Annotated in this window: 20 protein-coding genes; 19 read left to right on the forward strand and 1 reads right to left on the reverse strand. The window is 62.4% G+C overall.

The window, feature by feature from the left end; all coding sequences use genetic code 11:
* The 19 genes from ACUCV3_RS07825 to ACUCV3_RS07915 all read left to right on the forward strand — a co-directional run bounded on the left by ACUCV3_RS07825 (position 1) and on the right by ACUCV3_RS07915 (position 15,975).
* On the forward strand, positions 1–714 hold the full coding sequence (locus ACUCV3_RS07825) for an HK97 family phage prohead protease (protein WP_482240499.1): 714 nt from the start codon (positions 1–3) through the stop codon (positions 712–714).
* Positions 715–727: 13 nt separating this feature from the next.
* Positions 728–2,095: a phage major capsid protein gene (locus ACUCV3_RS07830; RefSeq protein ID WP_482240500.1), complete on the forward strand. Its 1,368-nt coding sequence runs from the start codon at positions 728–730 to the stop codon at positions 2,093–2,095.
* Between the two features lie 83 nt (positions 2,096–2,178).
* The gene (locus ACUCV3_RS07835) at positions 2,179–2,583 is read left to right on the forward strand and encodes a hypothetical protein (RefSeq protein WP_482240501.1); all 405 of its coding nucleotides are present in this window, start codon (positions 2,179–2,181) and stop codon (positions 2,581–2,583) included.
* A 3-nt stretch (positions 2,584–2,586) separates the two neighbouring features.
* The gene (locus ACUCV3_RS07840) at positions 2,587–2,901 is read left to right on the forward strand and encodes a hypothetical protein (RefSeq protein ID WP_482240502.1); all 315 of its coding nucleotides are present in this window, start codon (positions 2,587–2,589) and stop codon (positions 2,899–2,901) included.
* On the forward strand, positions 2,901–3,473 hold the full coding sequence (locus tag ACUCV3_RS07845; RefSeq protein ID WP_482240503.1) for a head-tail connector protein: 573 nt from the start codon (positions 2,901–2,903) through the stop codon (positions 3,471–3,473). Before ACUCV3_RS07840 ends, ACUCV3_RS07845 begins: the two co-directional genes overlap by 1 nt.
* Positions 3,473–3,808 (forward strand): phage head closure protein, encoded by a 336-nt coding sequence (locus tag ACUCV3_RS07850; RefSeq protein WP_482240504.1) that lies wholly within the window; start codon positions 3,473–3,475, stop codon positions 3,806–3,808. Before ACUCV3_RS07845 ends, ACUCV3_RS07850 begins: the two co-directional genes overlap by 1 nt.
* Positions 3,808–4,224, forward strand: a complete 417-nt coding sequence (locus ACUCV3_RS07855; protein ID WP_482240505.1) for an HK97-gp10 family putative phage morphogenesis protein — start codon at positions 3,808–3,810, stop codon at positions 4,222–4,224. The genes ACUCV3_RS07850 and ACUCV3_RS07855 overlap by 1 nt, the downstream gene beginning before the upstream one ends.
* Before the next feature lie 2 nt (positions 4,225–4,226).
* Entirely contained in the window at positions 4,227–4,625 is a 399-nt protein-coding gene (gp17, locus tag ACUCV3_RS07860) for a tail completion protein gp17 (RefSeq protein WP_482240506.1), read from the forward strand.
* Position 4,626: 1 nt separating this feature from the next.
* Positions 4,627–5,082, forward strand: coding sequence for a phage tail protein (locus ACUCV3_RS07865; protein WP_482240507.1), 456 nt, complete (start codon positions 4,627–4,629; stop codon positions 5,080–5,082).
* On the forward strand, positions 5,082–5,492 hold the full coding sequence (locus ACUCV3_RS07870; protein ID WP_482240508.1) for a hypothetical protein: 411 nt from the start codon (positions 5,082–5,084) through the stop codon (positions 5,490–5,492). Before ACUCV3_RS07865 ends, ACUCV3_RS07870 begins: the two co-directional genes overlap by 1 nt.
* 47 nt (positions 5,493–5,539) lie before the next feature.
* Positions 5,540–5,737, forward strand: coding sequence for a hypothetical protein (locus ACUCV3_RS07875; RefSeq protein WP_482240509.1), 198 nt, complete (start codon positions 5,540–5,542; stop codon positions 5,735–5,737).
* A gap of 39 nt (positions 5,738–5,776) precedes the next feature.
* Positions 5,777–7,909, forward strand: a complete 2,133-nt coding sequence (locus ACUCV3_RS07880; RefSeq protein WP_482240510.1) for a phage tail length tape measure family protein — start codon at positions 5,777–5,779, stop codon at positions 7,907–7,909.
* Positions 7,906–8,499, forward strand: a complete 594-nt coding sequence (locus tag ACUCV3_RS07885) for a hypothetical protein (protein WP_482240511.1) — start codon at positions 7,906–7,908, stop codon at positions 8,497–8,499. Before ACUCV3_RS07880 ends, ACUCV3_RS07885 begins: the two co-directional genes overlap by 4 nt.
* Positions 8,499–9,053, forward strand: coding sequence for a hypothetical protein (locus ACUCV3_RS07890; protein ID WP_482240512.1), 555 nt, complete (start codon positions 8,499–8,501; stop codon positions 9,051–9,053). Before ACUCV3_RS07885 ends, ACUCV3_RS07890 begins: the two co-directional genes overlap by 1 nt.
* Positions 9,050–9,448 carry a DUF6950 family protein gene (locus tag ACUCV3_RS07895; RefSeq protein ID WP_482240513.1) on the forward strand — a complete coding sequence of 133 codons (399 nt, stop codon included), beginning with the start codon at positions 9,050–9,052 and terminating at the stop codon, positions 9,446–9,448. Before ACUCV3_RS07890 ends, ACUCV3_RS07895 begins: the two co-directional genes overlap by 4 nt.
* Positions 9,448–11,805 carry a phage head spike fiber domain-containing protein gene (locus ACUCV3_RS07900; RefSeq protein WP_482240514.1) on the forward strand — a complete coding sequence of 786 codons (2,358 nt, stop codon included), beginning with the start codon at positions 9,448–9,450 and terminating at the stop codon, positions 11,803–11,805. Before ACUCV3_RS07895 ends, ACUCV3_RS07900 begins: the two co-directional genes overlap by 1 nt.
* A gap of 58 nt (positions 11,806–11,863) precedes the next feature.
* Positions 11,864–12,262 carry a hypothetical protein gene (locus ACUCV3_RS07905; RefSeq protein WP_482240515.1) on the forward strand — a complete coding sequence of 133 codons (399 nt, stop codon included), beginning with the start codon at positions 11,864–11,866 and terminating at the stop codon, positions 12,260–12,262.
* The gene (locus ACUCV3_RS07910; RefSeq protein WP_482240516.1) at positions 12,252–13,940 is read left to right on the forward strand and encodes a hypothetical protein; all 1,689 of its coding nucleotides are present in this window, start codon (positions 12,252–12,254) and stop codon (positions 13,938–13,940) included. Before ACUCV3_RS07905 ends, ACUCV3_RS07910 begins: the two co-directional genes overlap by 11 nt.
* Before the next feature lie 52 nt (positions 13,941–13,992).
* Entirely contained in the window at positions 13,993–15,975 is a 1,983-nt protein-coding gene (locus ACUCV3_RS07915; protein ID WP_482240517.1) for a GSCFA domain-containing protein, read from the forward strand.
* A 113-nt stretch (positions 15,976–16,088) separates the two neighbouring features.
* Here ACUCV3_RS07915 and ACUCV3_RS07920 read toward each other — a convergent pair whose 3' ends face one another.
* Positions 16,089–16,280: a hypothetical protein gene (locus tag ACUCV3_RS07920; RefSeq protein ID WP_482240518.1), complete on the reverse strand. Its 192-nt coding sequence runs from the start codon at positions 16,278–16,280 to the stop codon at positions 16,089–16,091.
* Positions 16,281–16,294 lie beyond the last annotated feature (14 nt).

Below are 16,294 nucleotides of genomic sequence, written 5' to 3' on the forward strand. Positions count from 1 at the left end.
ATGCGGTTGCATCCCCAATTCGGTCGCAAGCACAGCGGCGCCCTCAAGGTCCGCGACTTCGACTTTGACATCAAAGCCGTCGAGGAGGACGGCAGTTTCAACGGCTACGGCTCCGTCTTCGGGGTGGTGGACAGCTATCAGGAAGTGGTCGCCAAGGGCGCGTTCGTCGACAGCCTTGCCGAGCTGGCGCGCAAAGGCCGCCCGGTCCCGGTGCTGTGGCAGCATCGGTCGAGCGAGCCGATCGGCGCGTGGAGCGACCTCCGCGAGGATGATCATGGCCTGTTCGGCAAGGGCAGCATCCTGCTCGATGCTGGCGACATGGAGCGGCGCGCCTATGCGCACATGAAGGCGCGCACGGTGACTGGCCTGTCGATCGGTTATTGGGTCCGCGAGTCGAGCTATGACGAAAAGACCGGCATCCGCACACTGACCAAACTGGACCTTGTGGAGATCAGCCTCGTCACCTTCCCCGCCAATGACGACGCGCGGGTGGAGGCGGTGAAATTCAAGCTCGCCCATGGCGAGCTGCCCACAGACCGAGAATACGAGAAGTTCCTGCGGGAGGCAGGCTTCTCGAAGACGCGCGCCGCCGGCCTCGTCGGCCACGGCCTCGCGGAAATGCGTCGGAGGGAGTCCGACCGCGAAGAGACGATGACCCCGGCCCTCAAGGGCCTTTCGGACACCCTGGCCGGCTTCTCGCTGAAGTCCGCCTGAGAAGGAAACCCAAATGCGACACTATATTTTCGCGGTGCTTGCCGTGACGCTGGCGCTTGTCGGCATTTCTGACGTGGCCATGGCCGCGACCACCATCACCCATGCAGCGTCCGGCGGCGGTAACGGCCTGTTCGGCGCGGTCGCCATGGCGATGACCGCGCTCCCGATGGCCCGCGAGTTCGGGCGCAAGGAAGCGGGCGGCGACGACAAAACCCTCGAAACCCTTCAGAAGCAGCTCGGTGACACGCTGGGCGAGGTGAAGGAGTTCGCCAAGGAATTCAAAGCCAAGAGCGAGGCGGGCGAAAAGGTCTCAACCGAGACCAAGGAAAAGGCCGACAAGGCCCTGTCCGAACTGGAGGGTCTGCGCGGCGAAATCACCGAGCTCTCGCAGAAGCTCGCGCAGTCGCGTCGCGGCGGTGGCGACGAAGATCAGCAGCTGAAGAGCCTCGGCCGCGAGGTCGCTAACCACGCCGATGTGAAGTCCTACGTGGAGGGCGGCTGCAAGGGCACGATCGGCTTCAGCGTGAAGGCGGTCACCACGGCGTCCGGTTCCGCGGGCGGCCTGATCCGTCCCGATCGCCAGACCGACATTGTTGGCCTGCCCCGCATGGGCTTGCGCGTCCGCGACCTGCTCACGCCGGGCCGCACCGACGGCAACTCGATCGAGTTTGCCAAGCAGGTGACCCGGACCAACAATGCGGCGGCCGTGGCGGAAGGCGCGGAGAAGCCGGAGTCCGTCTATGAGTGGGATGTCGATGACGCGCCGGTGCGCACGATCGCCCACTGGATCCCGGTGTCGCGTCAGGCGATGGACGATGTGCCGCAGCTGGAAAGCCTGATCGACGGCGAACTGCGCTGGGGCCTGGATGATGTCGAAGACGCCGAGCTGCTGCTGGGCGACGGCACCGGCCAGCATCTGAACGGTCTCTACACGCAGGCAACCGCCTATTCGCAACCGGCGGGCGTCACCATCACCGGCGAAACGAAGATCGACCGCCTCCGCCTCGCCATCTTGCAGGTCGAACTGGCCGATTTCGCTCCGGACGGCATCGTCATTCATCCGACCCAGTGGGCGAACATCGAACTGACGAAGGACGCCGCCGGCGGCTATATCTTCGCCAACCCGCAGGGCATCGCAGGTCCGGTCCTCTGGGGTCGCCCGGTCGTGCCGAGCAAGCGCATCGGCACCAGCAACTTTCTGACCGGCAATTTCAAGCTGGCCGGGCAAATCTTTGACCGGATGGACACCGAGGTCCGCATTTCCGACCAGGACCGCGACAACTTCATCAAGAACATGCTGACGGTCCGTGCGGAAAAGCGCCTCGCGCTTGTCGTGCGCCGCCCTGCTGCGCTGGTGAAGGGTTCGCTGACCATCGCCTGACCTATGAGGGCGCCGGCTACGGTCGGCGCCCCTTTTCCGATCATCGGCGCACCCGGCGCTGATGATCCGAGAAGGAGGACGACATGAGCAAAAACGCATTGGTCCTGGACGATCATTACGGTGACAACGGTTCCGTCACCGCCGGCATGATCCTCCGGAACATCACCTCGACCCGCTTCAACGAGCTGGTCAAGAAAGGCCTGGTCCGTGAGGCCAAGCCGGAAGAAGTGAAGGCAGGCGACCAGCACGCCTTCGAGAAGGACGAGTCCAAGCAGCTGCGCGAGGATGGGCCGACAGTCGAGGAGTACGTGTCGGCGGGTTACCAGGCGGCCAATTATCCCCCGCAAGGCTATGCATCGCGCAGCACCGAGGCGGAGATCACCGCCGCGATCGCTGCGCAGGCTAAGGCTGGGGCCAAGCCCGAGGACAAGCAGGCGCCGAAGCCGGAAGACAAGAAGGCTCCCGAAGCCAAGAACAAGGAGGCCTGACCGATGGCCCGTTCCGCTCGCCGCTCGCGCGGCTTCATGTGCGCGCCCGCATTCACGGTCGCGCCGTCGATCACCGGCACCGCCCAAGTAGGGCAGACGTTGACGGGGGCGAGCGGGACGGTCCGCAATGGCAGCGTCTCCGCGCGGCGCTGGCTGCGCGGCGGAGTGGCGATCGCCGGAGCGACCGCAGCGACCTATGTCGTGCAGGCTGGCGATGTCGGCGCGAAGATCACCTATGAGGTGACCGCAGCCAATTCGCTGAACAGCGCGAACACCGTGAAGGCGGTGTCGGCTGAGACGGCAACGGTCATCGCCTGATGCGCGTCGTCGTCGTCGTACCGCCGGAACCCGTGGTCACATGGGAGGAAGCGGATGCTCATCTGCGTCTGGATGGGGACGAAGACGAGAAGGTCTTTGTCGATGGCCTGATTGCGGCGGCGACGGCGCATATCGATGGCCCTCAAGGGTGGCTGGGGCGCGCGATCGGGGTTCAGACGCTTGAAGTTCGCATGTGTGGCTTTGGCGTCGGTCCCATCCGCCTGCCCTTCGAACCGATCATTGCTGTCGAATCGGTCCATTATCTCGATGGCACCGGCGCACCTGTTCTAGTCGAGCCCGACACCTACGAATTGTTCAGTTCAGAATTAGGAACAGCCTGGGGAAAATCGTGGCCATCGCCGGGCACATATCGGGGGCAGACCGACACCGTCCGCATCCAGTATCGCGCCGGTTATGAGGAAGTTCCGGCACCGATCAAAGCGGCCATCCTGCTGATGGTCGGCGATCTGTTCCACAGTCGCGCTACGGTTGCCACCGGCGCGGCTATGCAGGCGGTGCCCATGTCCACCACAGTGGAAGCGCTGTTGCAGCCCTTCAGGGTCTATCGCTGATGTCTCTGGACGCTGGCCGCCGCAACAAGCGGATAATGATCGAGGCGCGTACCGTCGCCGAGGACGGTTATGGCGGTGAGGCCGAAACGTGGACGGCCTATGCCCGCCCTTGGGTCAGCGTTTATTATGGGTCCGGCGCCGAGCAGCGTGACGCAGCGCAGCAGGGCGGCTCTCAGGCGGCGTCATTCGAGATGCTGAGCAACAGCAAGACGCGCGCTATCAGCACCGTCGACCATCGCATTCAGTTTGATGGCGGTATCTGGAACATCACCGCAAAGCAGGAACTGGGCGCCAATGAAGGTGTCCGCATCACTGCAATCCGGGCAGCAGCCTGATGGCGCGTTCGGGCAAATTCGAGGGGTTCCGCGAGGCGTCCCGGCAGATGAACGACATGAGCAAGGCCATGGCTCGCGGTGTTGGGCGGAAGGCTTTGACCGTGCCGGCGGAAACGCTCGCCCGTGAGGTCCGGGCCAACGTGCCTGTGTTGACCGGCGAAACCTACGAGAGCATCGATGTAGAGGCCGCCAAGCAGAAGGGCGGCGTCGCGCTTCAGGTAGTCGCCGCGCATATCGCCGCCGTCCAGCTGGAGTTCGGCAACAGCGATCAGGCCGCCACGCCATTCTTCCGCCCCGCAGTCGATGCCGGGTTTGATCGGCGCAACCAGGCGTTCGCGGACGCGCTCATGATCGAGGTGGACACGGCCGTCATCAAGAAGGCCGCCAGCGACGCGCGCAAGGCGACGAAGGGGTAGCCATGGATTTTCAGACCGCCGTCAGGGCGCGGCTGATCGCGGACGCCGCGGTCGCCGCGATCATCGCCACGCGCGTCTATTGGGTGGAGCGGGCGAAAGGCTCCGATCTGCCCGCCATCACGCTTCAGGTCATCAGCGACCCGCGACCCGCGCACCTGAAGGGGTTGGACGGCGCGCGCGGGACGCGGGTCCAGCTCGACTGCTGGGCGCTGTCCTATGGCGCAGCGCTCGCGCTCGCCCGCGCTGCCATCGCCGCGCTGCTCGGTCCCGCCACCGTGTCGGGCAAGCGGTTCGGTAATGCGCGTGTCGATGGGCAGCGCGACCTTTCGGAAACCGTCGCTGACGGCACCCTTGTCCACCGGCAGTCGGTGGACCTCATCCTCTGGCATGTAGGAGATTGAAATGGCGGAAACGCAAGAGGCCAGTGTTGGCTACATGGGGGAGGTGTGGCTGGACAACGGCACCGCCCTTTACGAACTGAACCAGGTCAAGGGCTTCCAGATTCCCGGCGGCGGCGAGCGCGACCAGACCGAAACCACGCACCTGAAGTCGCCCAACTGGCGGCGCGAATATACCAGCACCTTCTATGCCGACAGCGACTTCGAGGTGACGCTGAACAGCCGCCCGCTGTCCACGACCGACACCTTGCTGGAGGCCGCCCGCGCCGCCGGCGACGAACGCGAAATGCTGGTCGTCCTGCCGGAGAATGGTGTGCCCGTGGCGCAGATCAGCCTGACCGCCAAATGCGTGAACTATGATCGCGGCGAAGTCTCGATTGATGGCGTGATGGAAGCGACCGCGACCTTCCGCGTGGTCACCATCGAAGACATCGAAGCCTATGCGGCGCCGGCGCCCTGATGCCCAACATCCAGAAGGGTGAGGCGTCCTTCACGACCTCCTCGGGCACCTTCCACCTGGTGCTGGATTTCAACGCCTTCGCCGAAGCAGAAGAGGCGGCGGGCATGTCGGTCGATGACCTGATGCGGGCGCTCTCGCCCGAATTCGACCCGAAAACCGGCGCGGTGACGAAGAAGCCCCGGATCAAGCATCTGGGCGCCGTCCTCTACGGTGGCCTTCAGGCCCGCCATCCCGGCATCAGCTTCAAGGAAGCCGTCAACATGATGGGCGACAGCGAAGATGTCGGAGAGGCCATCGCCAGGGCGCTGGAGGGCGTGATGGCAAAGGCTGAGCCGAGTGCGGAGGGAAAGGCTCGGGGCGCGGCTGGGACTGGGACGAAGCCCAGAAAGACTGGGCAGCAGAAGGCCTAGATCCGGACAGCTTCTGGCGGCAGACGTTTCGATCCTATCGCAACGTCATGCAGGGCCGCGCCACCGGCAATCAGGAACGCATCATCATCCTCGCGCACCAGATGGAGAGTATGGCCCGGCAGGAGCGGCTCCGGCCTCTCCGGCACTATTTGCAGAAGGGCCAGACCGCCAAGGCGGAGGGGGCCATGAGCGTCCTCGCCATGCTGCGGGCGATGAAGGAAAAACAGGACAGGGCGGCGAAGTAGCGCCGCCCTGCTCCCATTCGGACCTATTGGAGAACGGGAATGGCAGACAGTCAGGGCAAGGGCGTCGTCCTTGGCTATCTCCGCTATGTGCTGGGCTTCGACAGCCTCGCCTTTCAGGAGGGGCTTGGTGACGCCGACAAGCGGCTGAAGGCGGCGCAGAAATCGTTGAGCAAGACGGCCGACAAGTTCAAGACCATCGGCGCGGCGCTCACCGTCGGCGTTTCCGGCCCGCTGATCGCCACGGCCGCGAAGGCCGTGCAGGGCGCCAAGGATCAGGCGGCGGCCGTCGCGCAGGTGGATGCGGCGATCAAGTCCATGGGCAACGCAGCGGGGCTGTCGTCTGACCAGCTCTCGAAATTCGCCGACAAGCTGGAGATGAACAGCCTTGTCGATGCCGACGAGATCCTGCGCAAGTCGACGGCGAATCTCCTGACCTTCGGCAACATCGCCGGTGATACCTTCCTGAAGGCGCAGCAGGCGGCGGTCGACATGGCGGCCCGCATGGGGACCGATGTCCAGTCCGCGACTATCATGGTCGGCAAGGCGCTTAATGACCCGGCGAAGGGACTTGCTGCGTTGTCGAAGGCTGGCATCCAGTTCACCGACCAGCAGAAAGAGCAGATCAAGGCCATGCAGGCTGCCGGCAACATCGCCGGCGCGCAGGCCATCATGCTGGGTGAGTTGAACCGGCAGTTCGGCGGCGCGGCGGAAGCGGCAGCCAAGGCCGAGCCGATGCGGCAGGTGATGGTCAAGCTAGGGCAGGCCGGCGACGCGATCGGCGAAAAGCTGTTGCCGCTCATCCCGGTCCTCGCGGATACGGTTTCCAGCCTGCTCGATGTCTTCACAGGGCTCTCGCCCGAGACACAGAAATGGGTGCTCATCATCGGCGCTGCCGCGACCGCGCTGGGCCCGGTGGCGCTTGGTGTCAGCGGCCTTGTTACAGGCTTCGGCGCGGTGCTGCCGCTGCTGCTGAAGATCGGCCCCGCCTTCAGCGCCCTGGCGGGCGTCCTGTCCGGCACCGTGGTGCCCGTCCTCGCCACCATCGCGCGAGCACTGATCGGCCTTGCAATCGCGGGTGGGCCGCTCACGCTGATCGCCGCCGCCGTGGCTGCCATCGTCGTCGTCTGGCGGAACTGGGACACGATCGGCCCCATCGTCCAGAAGCTCTATAATGGCGTGAAAACATGGCTCGTTGACCGCCTTGACAAGGTCTGGGACTGGCTGAAGGGCAAGATCGAGGCTGTCGGCCAGTGGTTCTTCAACCTCTATGATGCTGTTGTCGGCCATTCCTATGTGCCCGACATGGTCGATGAGATCGGCGAGAACATGGCCCGGCTTCAGAAGCTGATGGTCGATCCCGCACAGAAGACGACCCAGTCCACTGGCGACAAGTTCCGCGAAATGGCCCAGCGTGTGGGCGGCATCATTGACGAACTGTTCCCCAAGGCGGCGGCGCTACGCGAGGAGCTGGCGAAGCTCGCCGCCCTGGAGGCCGACAAGACGCTGTCGCCTGATGTGCGGACGGTCGCCATTGCGCGCCAGTCCGCTCGCGTTGGGGATGCCCGGCAGGCGGCGAATGATGAAATGCTGCCGGCGGTGGAGCAGGTTCCCGGCGCGCTCGACGATGCATGGGAGGCGGTGAAGAGCACTGCCGCCCAGGCAGCGACCAGCCTACAGGCCAGCACCGCCGCCACCGGGCAGGCGTTCGTCGACATGGCGAACAAATCGCTCAACGCCCTGTCCAATCTCGCCCAGTCCATCAAGGGCGGCGGCGTGCTCGACATTCTGTCGAGCGCCTTCAATGCCTTTGGTGCGATCGCCGGTACGGGCCTACTGGGCAGCAGCCTGAAGACCGGCTTCTCGAATTTTACGCCGATTTCCGGATTCCGCGCGAATGGCGGCCCGGTATCGGCAGGCAAATCCTATGTTGTCGGCGAGCGCGGGCCGGAACTCTTCACCGCCTCACGCTCGGGCTATGTCCATGCGAACGGGTCAGAGCCGGGGCGCAGGGGCAACAAGCTCTATTTTGACCTCAGCGGCGCGGTGATGACGCATGATCTGCTTGCCCAGATGAACGCCATCGGCACCGTCGCCATGGTTCAGGGTGGGAACATGGGGTCGTCTGGTGCGCAGATCGCCCTTGCCCGTAAACAGAGCCGGACCATTCCATGATCGACCTTCCCGAATGGCCCGGTCCTCGATCGGTGTCGGCGCGCGTGCTGGATTTCGGCGGCTTTCTGGAGCCGTCGAGCGGGGCGCAGGTCCAGCGCATCAACCGTCCCGGCTCACGTTATGCCGTGACCGTGAACATGCCGCCGCTGGAGAACAGGAAGGATGGGCGCGTCTGGGTCAATCGGCTGATCAAAGGGCAGCAGGAGGGTGCGCGGCTGGAATACCCGCTGCTGGACTTCTATCCGGGCACGCCAGGCAACTTCGTGGTCGACGGAGCTGGACAGTCGGGAAAATCGTTGAACATCAAGGGCGGCACTCCGAACTATGCCTTCCATGAGGGACAGCCGTTCAGCCTCGAGATCGAGGGTCAGCACTATCTCGATTTTGTCGCTGCGACTGCTTTTGCGGATGCTTCCGGTGAGGCCACCATCACCCTGACGCAGATGCTTAGGGCGGAACCTGCGGACGGCAACGCGCTGCATATCTCCAAGCCTATGATCGAGGGGTTCATCATGGGCGATCAAATTTCATGGGACATAGCGCTTGAACGGATGATTGGCCTCTCTTTCGAGATCCATGAGGCGCGCTGATGGCCTTTACAAATCGCGTGCTGACGCTGGTTGCGCTGATGAAGATCGAACTTCCAGATCATGATGTCCGCCTCTGTGATGGCGGTTTCGTCTATTGGGATGGTGAAAAATATGACTGCATCGACGATCTGTTCGGAACGGTCAGCGCCGCCGAAACCTTCGAGGAAAAAACTGGGGACGAGGCGCCCGGTGGAAAGCTGACATTCCTGCCGCCATCTTCGTCAGCCGCAACCGCCCTGACAGACCCGTCTTTTCAAGGTGCGCGGATGAGGTTTTGGCTTGGCGAACTGGACGCAGCGACGGGGACCATCATCGGGACGCCAGAGCTGACGGCCGACTTGGCCATCGACACGGCAACACTGAAGGTCGGCAAGGGCAGCCGCTCGGTCGACATCGAATTCGAGAGCGCGGCCAAGCGCCTCTTCATGGTTATGCGCGGTAACGCGCTGAACGACCGTTTCCACCAAGCCTGCTATCCGGGAGAGAAGGGCATGGCGAACGCCACTGGAATGCCGCGCTCGACCGCGTGGGGCGCAGCGACTCCGAACTCATGAACGACATGCTCCGGCGGCAGGCAGCCTTGGAAAGGACGCTGGCGAAGTATCGCGGGCGCAAGCTCGATTTTTGCGGCGCGGATTGCGTGCGGATGGCGCGCTTCCATCTGCTCCAGATGGGGCACAAGCCGCCGCCGCTTCCCTGTTATAGGTCGCTAGCTGGCGCCATTCGCGCTTTGAACGCCGCCGGCGGCATGGAGCAGATCTTCGACAGCTTACTTCCGCGCATACCCCACGCCCGGATGCTGCCCGGCGACATCGCCATCTTGGAGGGCGACAATGGAATGGACGCGGCGGTGATCTGCGTCGGGCACAAGGTCATCGGCTGGCACGAAAACAGCGAGACGATGGTCAATCTCATCCCCCTCGAAATCAAGGCGGCTTGGAGGGTCTGATGGCTAAGACACTGGCAAAGGTCGCTATGATCGCGGGGGCCGTCGCGCTGGTGGCCACGGGCGTTGGCGCGGCGGCTGGGGCCGGCTTGTTTGGCGCGGCCGGGGTAGGTGCGGCGGGCACGGTGGCAGGGGTGTCGGTGGCGACAATCTCGACAGTGGCGCAAGTGGCGACCGTCGTCGCGGCTGCCGCGTCGTTGGGCGCTCAGTTGATGGCGAAGAAGCCGGGACTCCAGGGGGCTGTGAACAGCGTCACCATCAGCGCGAACGCGGCGGTACCCTATGGCGTCGGGCGCAGTTTCTATGGTGGCAGTCAGCTTGCCGACGTAGGCTGGGGCGCGAAGGTCAACAAGACGAAAAACCCGATCCTGTCGAAGGTCTTTGTGTGGAGCGCGGGCGGGCCGGTGGAAGAGATCGAATCCTTCCTTGTCGACTGGCAGCCGGTGCCATTCTTCGGGACAGCGGCTTCCGGATATTACGGCGGCTGGCTGTGGAGCGATAATCAGCTCGGCCAGCGCCCCGAACCGGACGCCCTCGCGCCGCCGGTCGGTCTGTGGGGTTCGATGATGCCGGACTGGGGGAGCGACTATAAGCTCTCCGGCTATGCCGCCAGCCTCATCAGCTTCAAATTCGACCGCGACAACAAGGTCTGGGCGAACGGCATTCCTGCTTTCGGTGTCGTGGGGAAGTGGGCGCGGGTCTATGACCCCCGGAAGGACAGCACATATCCAGGCGGCGAAGGGGCGCATCGTTTCGGCGACGAGGACACGTTTGAATTCGACCGCAATGCTGCGCTGAACGCGATCACCTATGCTCGCGGGCGCTATGCCATTGACACGACGACCGGAGAGCAGACGGTCAAGGTGGTGGGTTGCGGCTTCCCGCAGGAGGCCTTCGATTGGCCGCAATGGGTCGCCTTCGCCAATATCTGCGAGGCGAACGGCTGGAACAGCGATGGAACCGTTTATGATGGCCCCGGTATCAGCTTGTGGGACAATCTGAAGCGCATCTGTGCGGCAGGCGGCGCGGTGCCCGTCATTTCGGGCGGCCTGCTGTCGGTGCGGTTCCAGTCACCCAAGGTGGCGCTCGATACGATCACGCCTGACGACTTCGCGGACGGTGAGCGCATTGTTCCGGGGATGCGGACCTATCGGGATCGCATCAACACGATGGTCCCGAAATATCGGTCGGAGGCCAACAAGTGGGAATATGTCCAGTCCGAGGCTGTCAGCTTCGAGAGCTATATCGCGCTCGACGGCGAGCGGAAGGAGGAGGAATATACCTGCGAACTGGTGACGGACAAAGACCAGGCCGCGCAGTTGACCGCCTACGAACTGTTCAACCGGCGCGAGCTGTCTGGCATCACGATCCCTTGCAAGCCGCGACTCTGGGAAGTGCGCCTTGGCGAGGCTTATCAGGTGATCGATCCCGAGACCGGCCTTAATCACCTCTGCGTCATAGCGGCGATCAGCAAGGACTTATCCACCGGCATAGTGACCCTGACGTTCGAGACGGAGGATACGGCCAAGCACGCTCTGGCGCTGGCTATGACGGGCACCGCTCCGCCACCGCCGACGCTTGTTCCGCCTGGCGATGCCGATGATGCGAGCTGGGACAATGGTGGCAGCGCCGTTGATGCTGTCACCGAAATGAACGTCATCCCGTCTGAGGGCGCGGCGACCGTGACCTGGCGCAATCCGACGAACGCGCGCTTCGCCTACAGCCGGGTGTATCGTGGGACGAGCAACGTGTTCAGCGCCGCGTCCGAAATCGCCGGCCCGGTCGTCGGCGGCCTGGGCCAAGTGCAGGCAGTCGATGATGAACTGGCGGCTGGAACCTACTTCTGGTGGGTCAGGGCGTTCGACAACAATGATGCGGGTGCTGAGCCGACCGGCCCTTTCCTTGCAAACGTCGCACTCGACGCCGGCGGCAATCTTCTGACCGCACCCAACGACTTTACTGCCTGGTATCTGGAAAATGGCGGCGGCGGAGCGTCCAACCCTGTAGTCACGCCCGATTTCGACGACGGCCCCATTGGTCTCGGGAACGCCGACCGCATCCAGTTCGCTCGTGGGTCCAGCTTCAGTCGGGCCAAGCTGGCCTTCCCGACTGTTGCCGGTCACAACTACCGCTTCAGCATCTGGCTGAAGGCTCCTGTTGCAGGGCCGTCGATCGCGCTCATGATGGTCGGCAACAATAGCGGTACGTTGAGCCTTGCCACCGGCTGGCAGCGCTTCTCCGTGACGGTGACGGCAACCGGCTCCACCACGGATGCTGAGCTGATCCTGTGGGGCGCGATTTCGGGTGCCCCAGCGGCGGCTGACCTCTGCGCAGCCTACGCGCAAGTGCAGGAAATCTGATCGCCGCCACATCGGCGCGGATCACCAACACCATCACCCTCTGTCCATCGGAGATAATATGACCGTTCGCCTGGATCTCAGTGCGGCGCGCAACGAGACGTGGCGCCCGACGATCGACCTGCCATATCTCGGCGGTCCTCTGCCGCTCGAAGACGCGTCGATCCACATGCAGATACGCCTTTACGAAGGGGCGCCGGGCGCGGCACTGATCGACGTTCCGGACATAGCTTTCACTGACTTTGCTGAAGGCTCTGACGATGAGGTGCGAATCCTGCGCCTCGAGCCAGCAATCATCCAGTCTGCGCTCGAGGGGCTGCCCACCGGCCTCAATCAGGCTGAGCCGGGCGAATATGACACCTTCGTCTGGGACGCCATCATCACCTACTCGAATGGGACCACCGACCGCCCCGTCGCAGGCTATTTCAACATTGAAAAGGGGACTACCCGTGATGCGTAATTTTCGCGCACCTCTCCAGCGTGGCCTGCGCGGGCCGGGCCTCACTCCGGAGCAGCAGGTACAGGTTGCGACGGCGATTGCCGGACTTGCTGGCAAAGCGGACCTCACCGGCCCTATCTTTCAGCCCAACCCCGGCGCACCCGACGAGTTCGGCGGTTACATACGTCTTTTGCCTCCTCTCTCTGGCGAAACCCTCTCTGGCGAATTGCTGCTTGGCGTCGTGGGCACCGAGTTCCGAGTTTATGAGAATGAAGGGCTGGGCCGGGGATTCAGGATTGACCTTTCCGACATGCTCAGCGGCGCAGGTACGCGCCTGCTGAGCGATTTGGAGGTGCCGTTCTATCGGCCCGAATGGTACGGCGTCACGGGCGGCAACACGTTCGGCACCGCTCCAGACGAGACGGCTGACCTGAGCACCCTGTGCGATCAGACCCTGCCGCTCGGGGCCGTGGTCTATCTGAAGAAAATCTATCGCGTTAGCTCCTATGGAGCGTTCCGCAACGCGCGCGGCTGCCGCTTCATCGGTCCCGGCGACATCGTGTTTCCTGTCGGTGCCGACCCGTCCGGCCCGTCGCAATATTCCGGCTATGCCAGCGCGATCTTTGACGACGACGACAAGCTGGAAAGCAGCGGCGAGGAGTATCTGGTCGCGGCGCGCAATCGCCTGCGAGCCGGGTCATCGATCCGCACGATCGCGTTTGGCGACAGCCGCTATGCCGGGACCGGTGCCTACAATGGTGTGCTGTTCGACCCTAACAATTTCCTGCCCGTCATTCTGCCGAAGATTGGCCTTGATCTGGGCCTGCCCGGCGCGATCCCGGTCAACAATCTGTCGGTCCCCGGCACGACCTTCGAAAATGCCTGGAACGGCAACACCGCTGACGGAACGCCTTATGGCAGCGCGACTGACGGCACCACACCGCTCGCGGCCGCAACGAGCGGCGATTATGACTGGATGCTGCTCGCCTTCGGGATCAACGAGTTCAAGGATCTGGCGAACGACACGAACCGGCCCGCGACGGTGGAGGCGCGGATCGACAGCGTGCTGTCGAACTGGAACGCCTATTTCTACTTCCTGCGGCAGGAACGCCCGGTCGAGGAAATGGCGATCACCTTCCTGGGTCCAACATCTGCCAACCATATCCGCTATCAGACGACTGACGCGATCAAGCGGTTGATTGTCGGGCTGCGGCGTCTCTGCCGCCTGTATCAGGTCCATTACGTCGACCTTTACAGCCGGTGGTCGGACAGTATCCACATGGCGCATATCACCTTGGACGGCGCATACTACCCCGCCGACTGGCCCGTCGTGGATGACAGGGGCGACCCTTCGTCGGGACCGCTGCACAATCTCGATGTGCAGCAGGCGGCGCTGTTCGGAATGGTGCGCGATCACATGCGCCGGTGGTTCGTGACCGGCGATGCAACCAACCGCGTCATCAATCCGCCTCTCGCAGCCCAGACGAAGGCGCTGACCGATCTCCCATCGACCTACGCGCTCGGCCAGTCGACGCATGAGGTACTGGCAGCCGATGGCTGGGATGCGAATGGCTGGGTGACGACGACGCGGAGCGGCGGCGGCCTCTATGCGGAGCAGATCTACCGACGCGGGGATACGGGGGCTAGAAAGACCAGACTCAAAGCAACGGGTTCGGACTCGTGGGGTGCCTGGTCGTAGAGGTCGGACCACACGCCTCGGGTCCGCGCGATTGTCCCACGCATTGCCGTGCTTGAACATCACGTATATGCCTTGCCTACATTTGGGCGACAAAGGTGAGGCGATGCGGGTTGCAGTAGTGGCGAATTGTCAGGGTGAGGGCGTTGCGGCTGCTTTGCGGGCGTTGAACCCGGGGTTTGACGCAAGCTTCACGATCACCACTGCCGTCCAGAACGGAACAGCCGACATACAGGAAATATTCGCCAATTCCGACTTCGTGTTTGCTCATAAAAATGCTGTCCCGGCAGTTCCAGCAGGGCAGGAACATAAGCTGAAGCTGTTTCCAACGATAGCTTTCGACGGATTTCATCCCGATATCAGTTTTATTCGTGGGAAGAAGAAAGGCAGCGATAAGATAGAGACGGTCAACACAGACATGGTCATCTATCATTCCAGCATCGCATTTTTCGGTTATTTCTACGGCCTGTCTGTCGATGAAACCCTGCAACACTATAATCACTATGTGATGTCGCGCCTCGGGTATGCTGATCGATGGGTCGCGGCACGTGACGCTCTGCTTGCCGAGGGTGACGCTGTGGGAATGCCCCTCAGCGCAGAGTTTCAAGCTTGGACGGCGAACGGCTGCTTCATGTACTCGAACAATCACCCGCACCTTCGGGTGCTGGTTGATATCGCGAGGCGTCTCATGGCTTCGCTCGGCATTCCTGTAGTTAATCAGAACGTGACCGATTATCTGCACGACGCGCTAAGGGCGATGCCCATCTGGCCAATTTATCCGCCGATCGCCGAGAAGCTCGGACTGCGCGGGGATTACAGTTTCAAACGCCACGACCCGCATGGTCTGATGACGCTGCGGGAATTCGTTGAACGCAGTTACGCCACCTATGATGAGTACGAGAAGGATAGTCTCGAATCGCTGATGTCATCTCCCGGCGAGATGGCCGAGTTGCTCTATGCTTCGCCAAATGAGCAAATTGCAGGCAATCCATACAAGAACGCTGACAAGCGTCAGTTCTGGAAAAATTCCGTCGCATCGGTGGAGATGAGCGATCTAGATCCCGTATTTGCGACGAAATTCAACATCGGCACCGCAGATAAGGTGGCGACGGCTGGGAGTTGCTTCGCGCAGCATATCGCTCGCACCCTCGCCAAGAGCGGGTTTGACTACTATGTTCCAGAATCTGCGCCGTCCGAGATCGACAAGTCTGAGGCGTTCGCTCGAAACTTTGGCGTATTTTCAGCTCGGTACGGCAATATCTACACAGTTCGCCAGCTGGTTCAGCTGATCGATCGAGCCTATGGTCGTTTCACACCTGATGAGCAATACTGGACGCGCAAAGATGGCGCGCTGGTTGATCCATTCCGCCCGCAGATCGAGCCTGACGGCTTTACGGACCTGGATGCGTTGACGGCATCCCGCGACACGCACTTCGCTGCGGTGCGGGCAATGCTGGAGAACATGAACGTCTTCGTGTTTACCCTCGGACTGACCGAAGGCTGGCGCTCGAAAGTGGACGGCGCTGTCTTTCCTCTGGCACCCGGAGTCGCCGGCGGCGAACTCGATTTCGACCGCTACGAATTTGTCAACTTCACAGCGGAAGAGGTTACCAGTGACCTGCTGAAGGCGATCGATATGGTTCGCGCCATCAACCCGACCTGCCGAGTGATCCTTACTGTTTCACCAGTGCCGCTGATCGCCACTTATGAGCCGCAGCATGCACTAGTTTCAACGACCTATAGTAAATCAGTGCTGCGCATAGCGGCGCAGCGAGCCTCTGCCATGCTGAGGAATGTTGATTATTTCGGTTCTTATGAAATTATTACGGGATCTTACAATAGAGGTGCTTACTTCCATGATGACCTTCGTAGTGTGACAGACGAGGGTGTGGCTCACGTGATGGGCGTCTTCATGAAAAATTACACCGGGGCTGAAAACCAGGCGCGCCCGCAAACGGAAGAGACGGGAGCGGCCGCTCCCCGCTCTAGCAAACTTTTCGACATTGTTTGCGATGAAGAGGCGATCGCAAACTTTTGACAAAACTCCTAATTCTGAACCATTAGAGGTGCGAACGCATGCATGACAGCCCCCCACAATTCGATGCCCAGCAGTTGCTCACTCGCTTGATCCCGGCTCTAGTCAAGGCGGGGTCAATAGAGCCAGAAACACTGCTTACGCTCGCGAAAAGCATCGACGTCGAAGCGCGGGAGGCGGGCTTCGCAAAGGGGGACGAGTTGAACGATCTCGCAGAGCTGCTGCGCGGCTTCGCAGGCGCTGCTTATCCCGTAGCTGGATAGCCGCTGCTCGCGTAAGGAACGAATAATACTTGGAAAGGCGGCCATGGGCCGCCTTTTTT

This window comes from Sphingobium sp. VMM, from assembly GCF_056790315.1.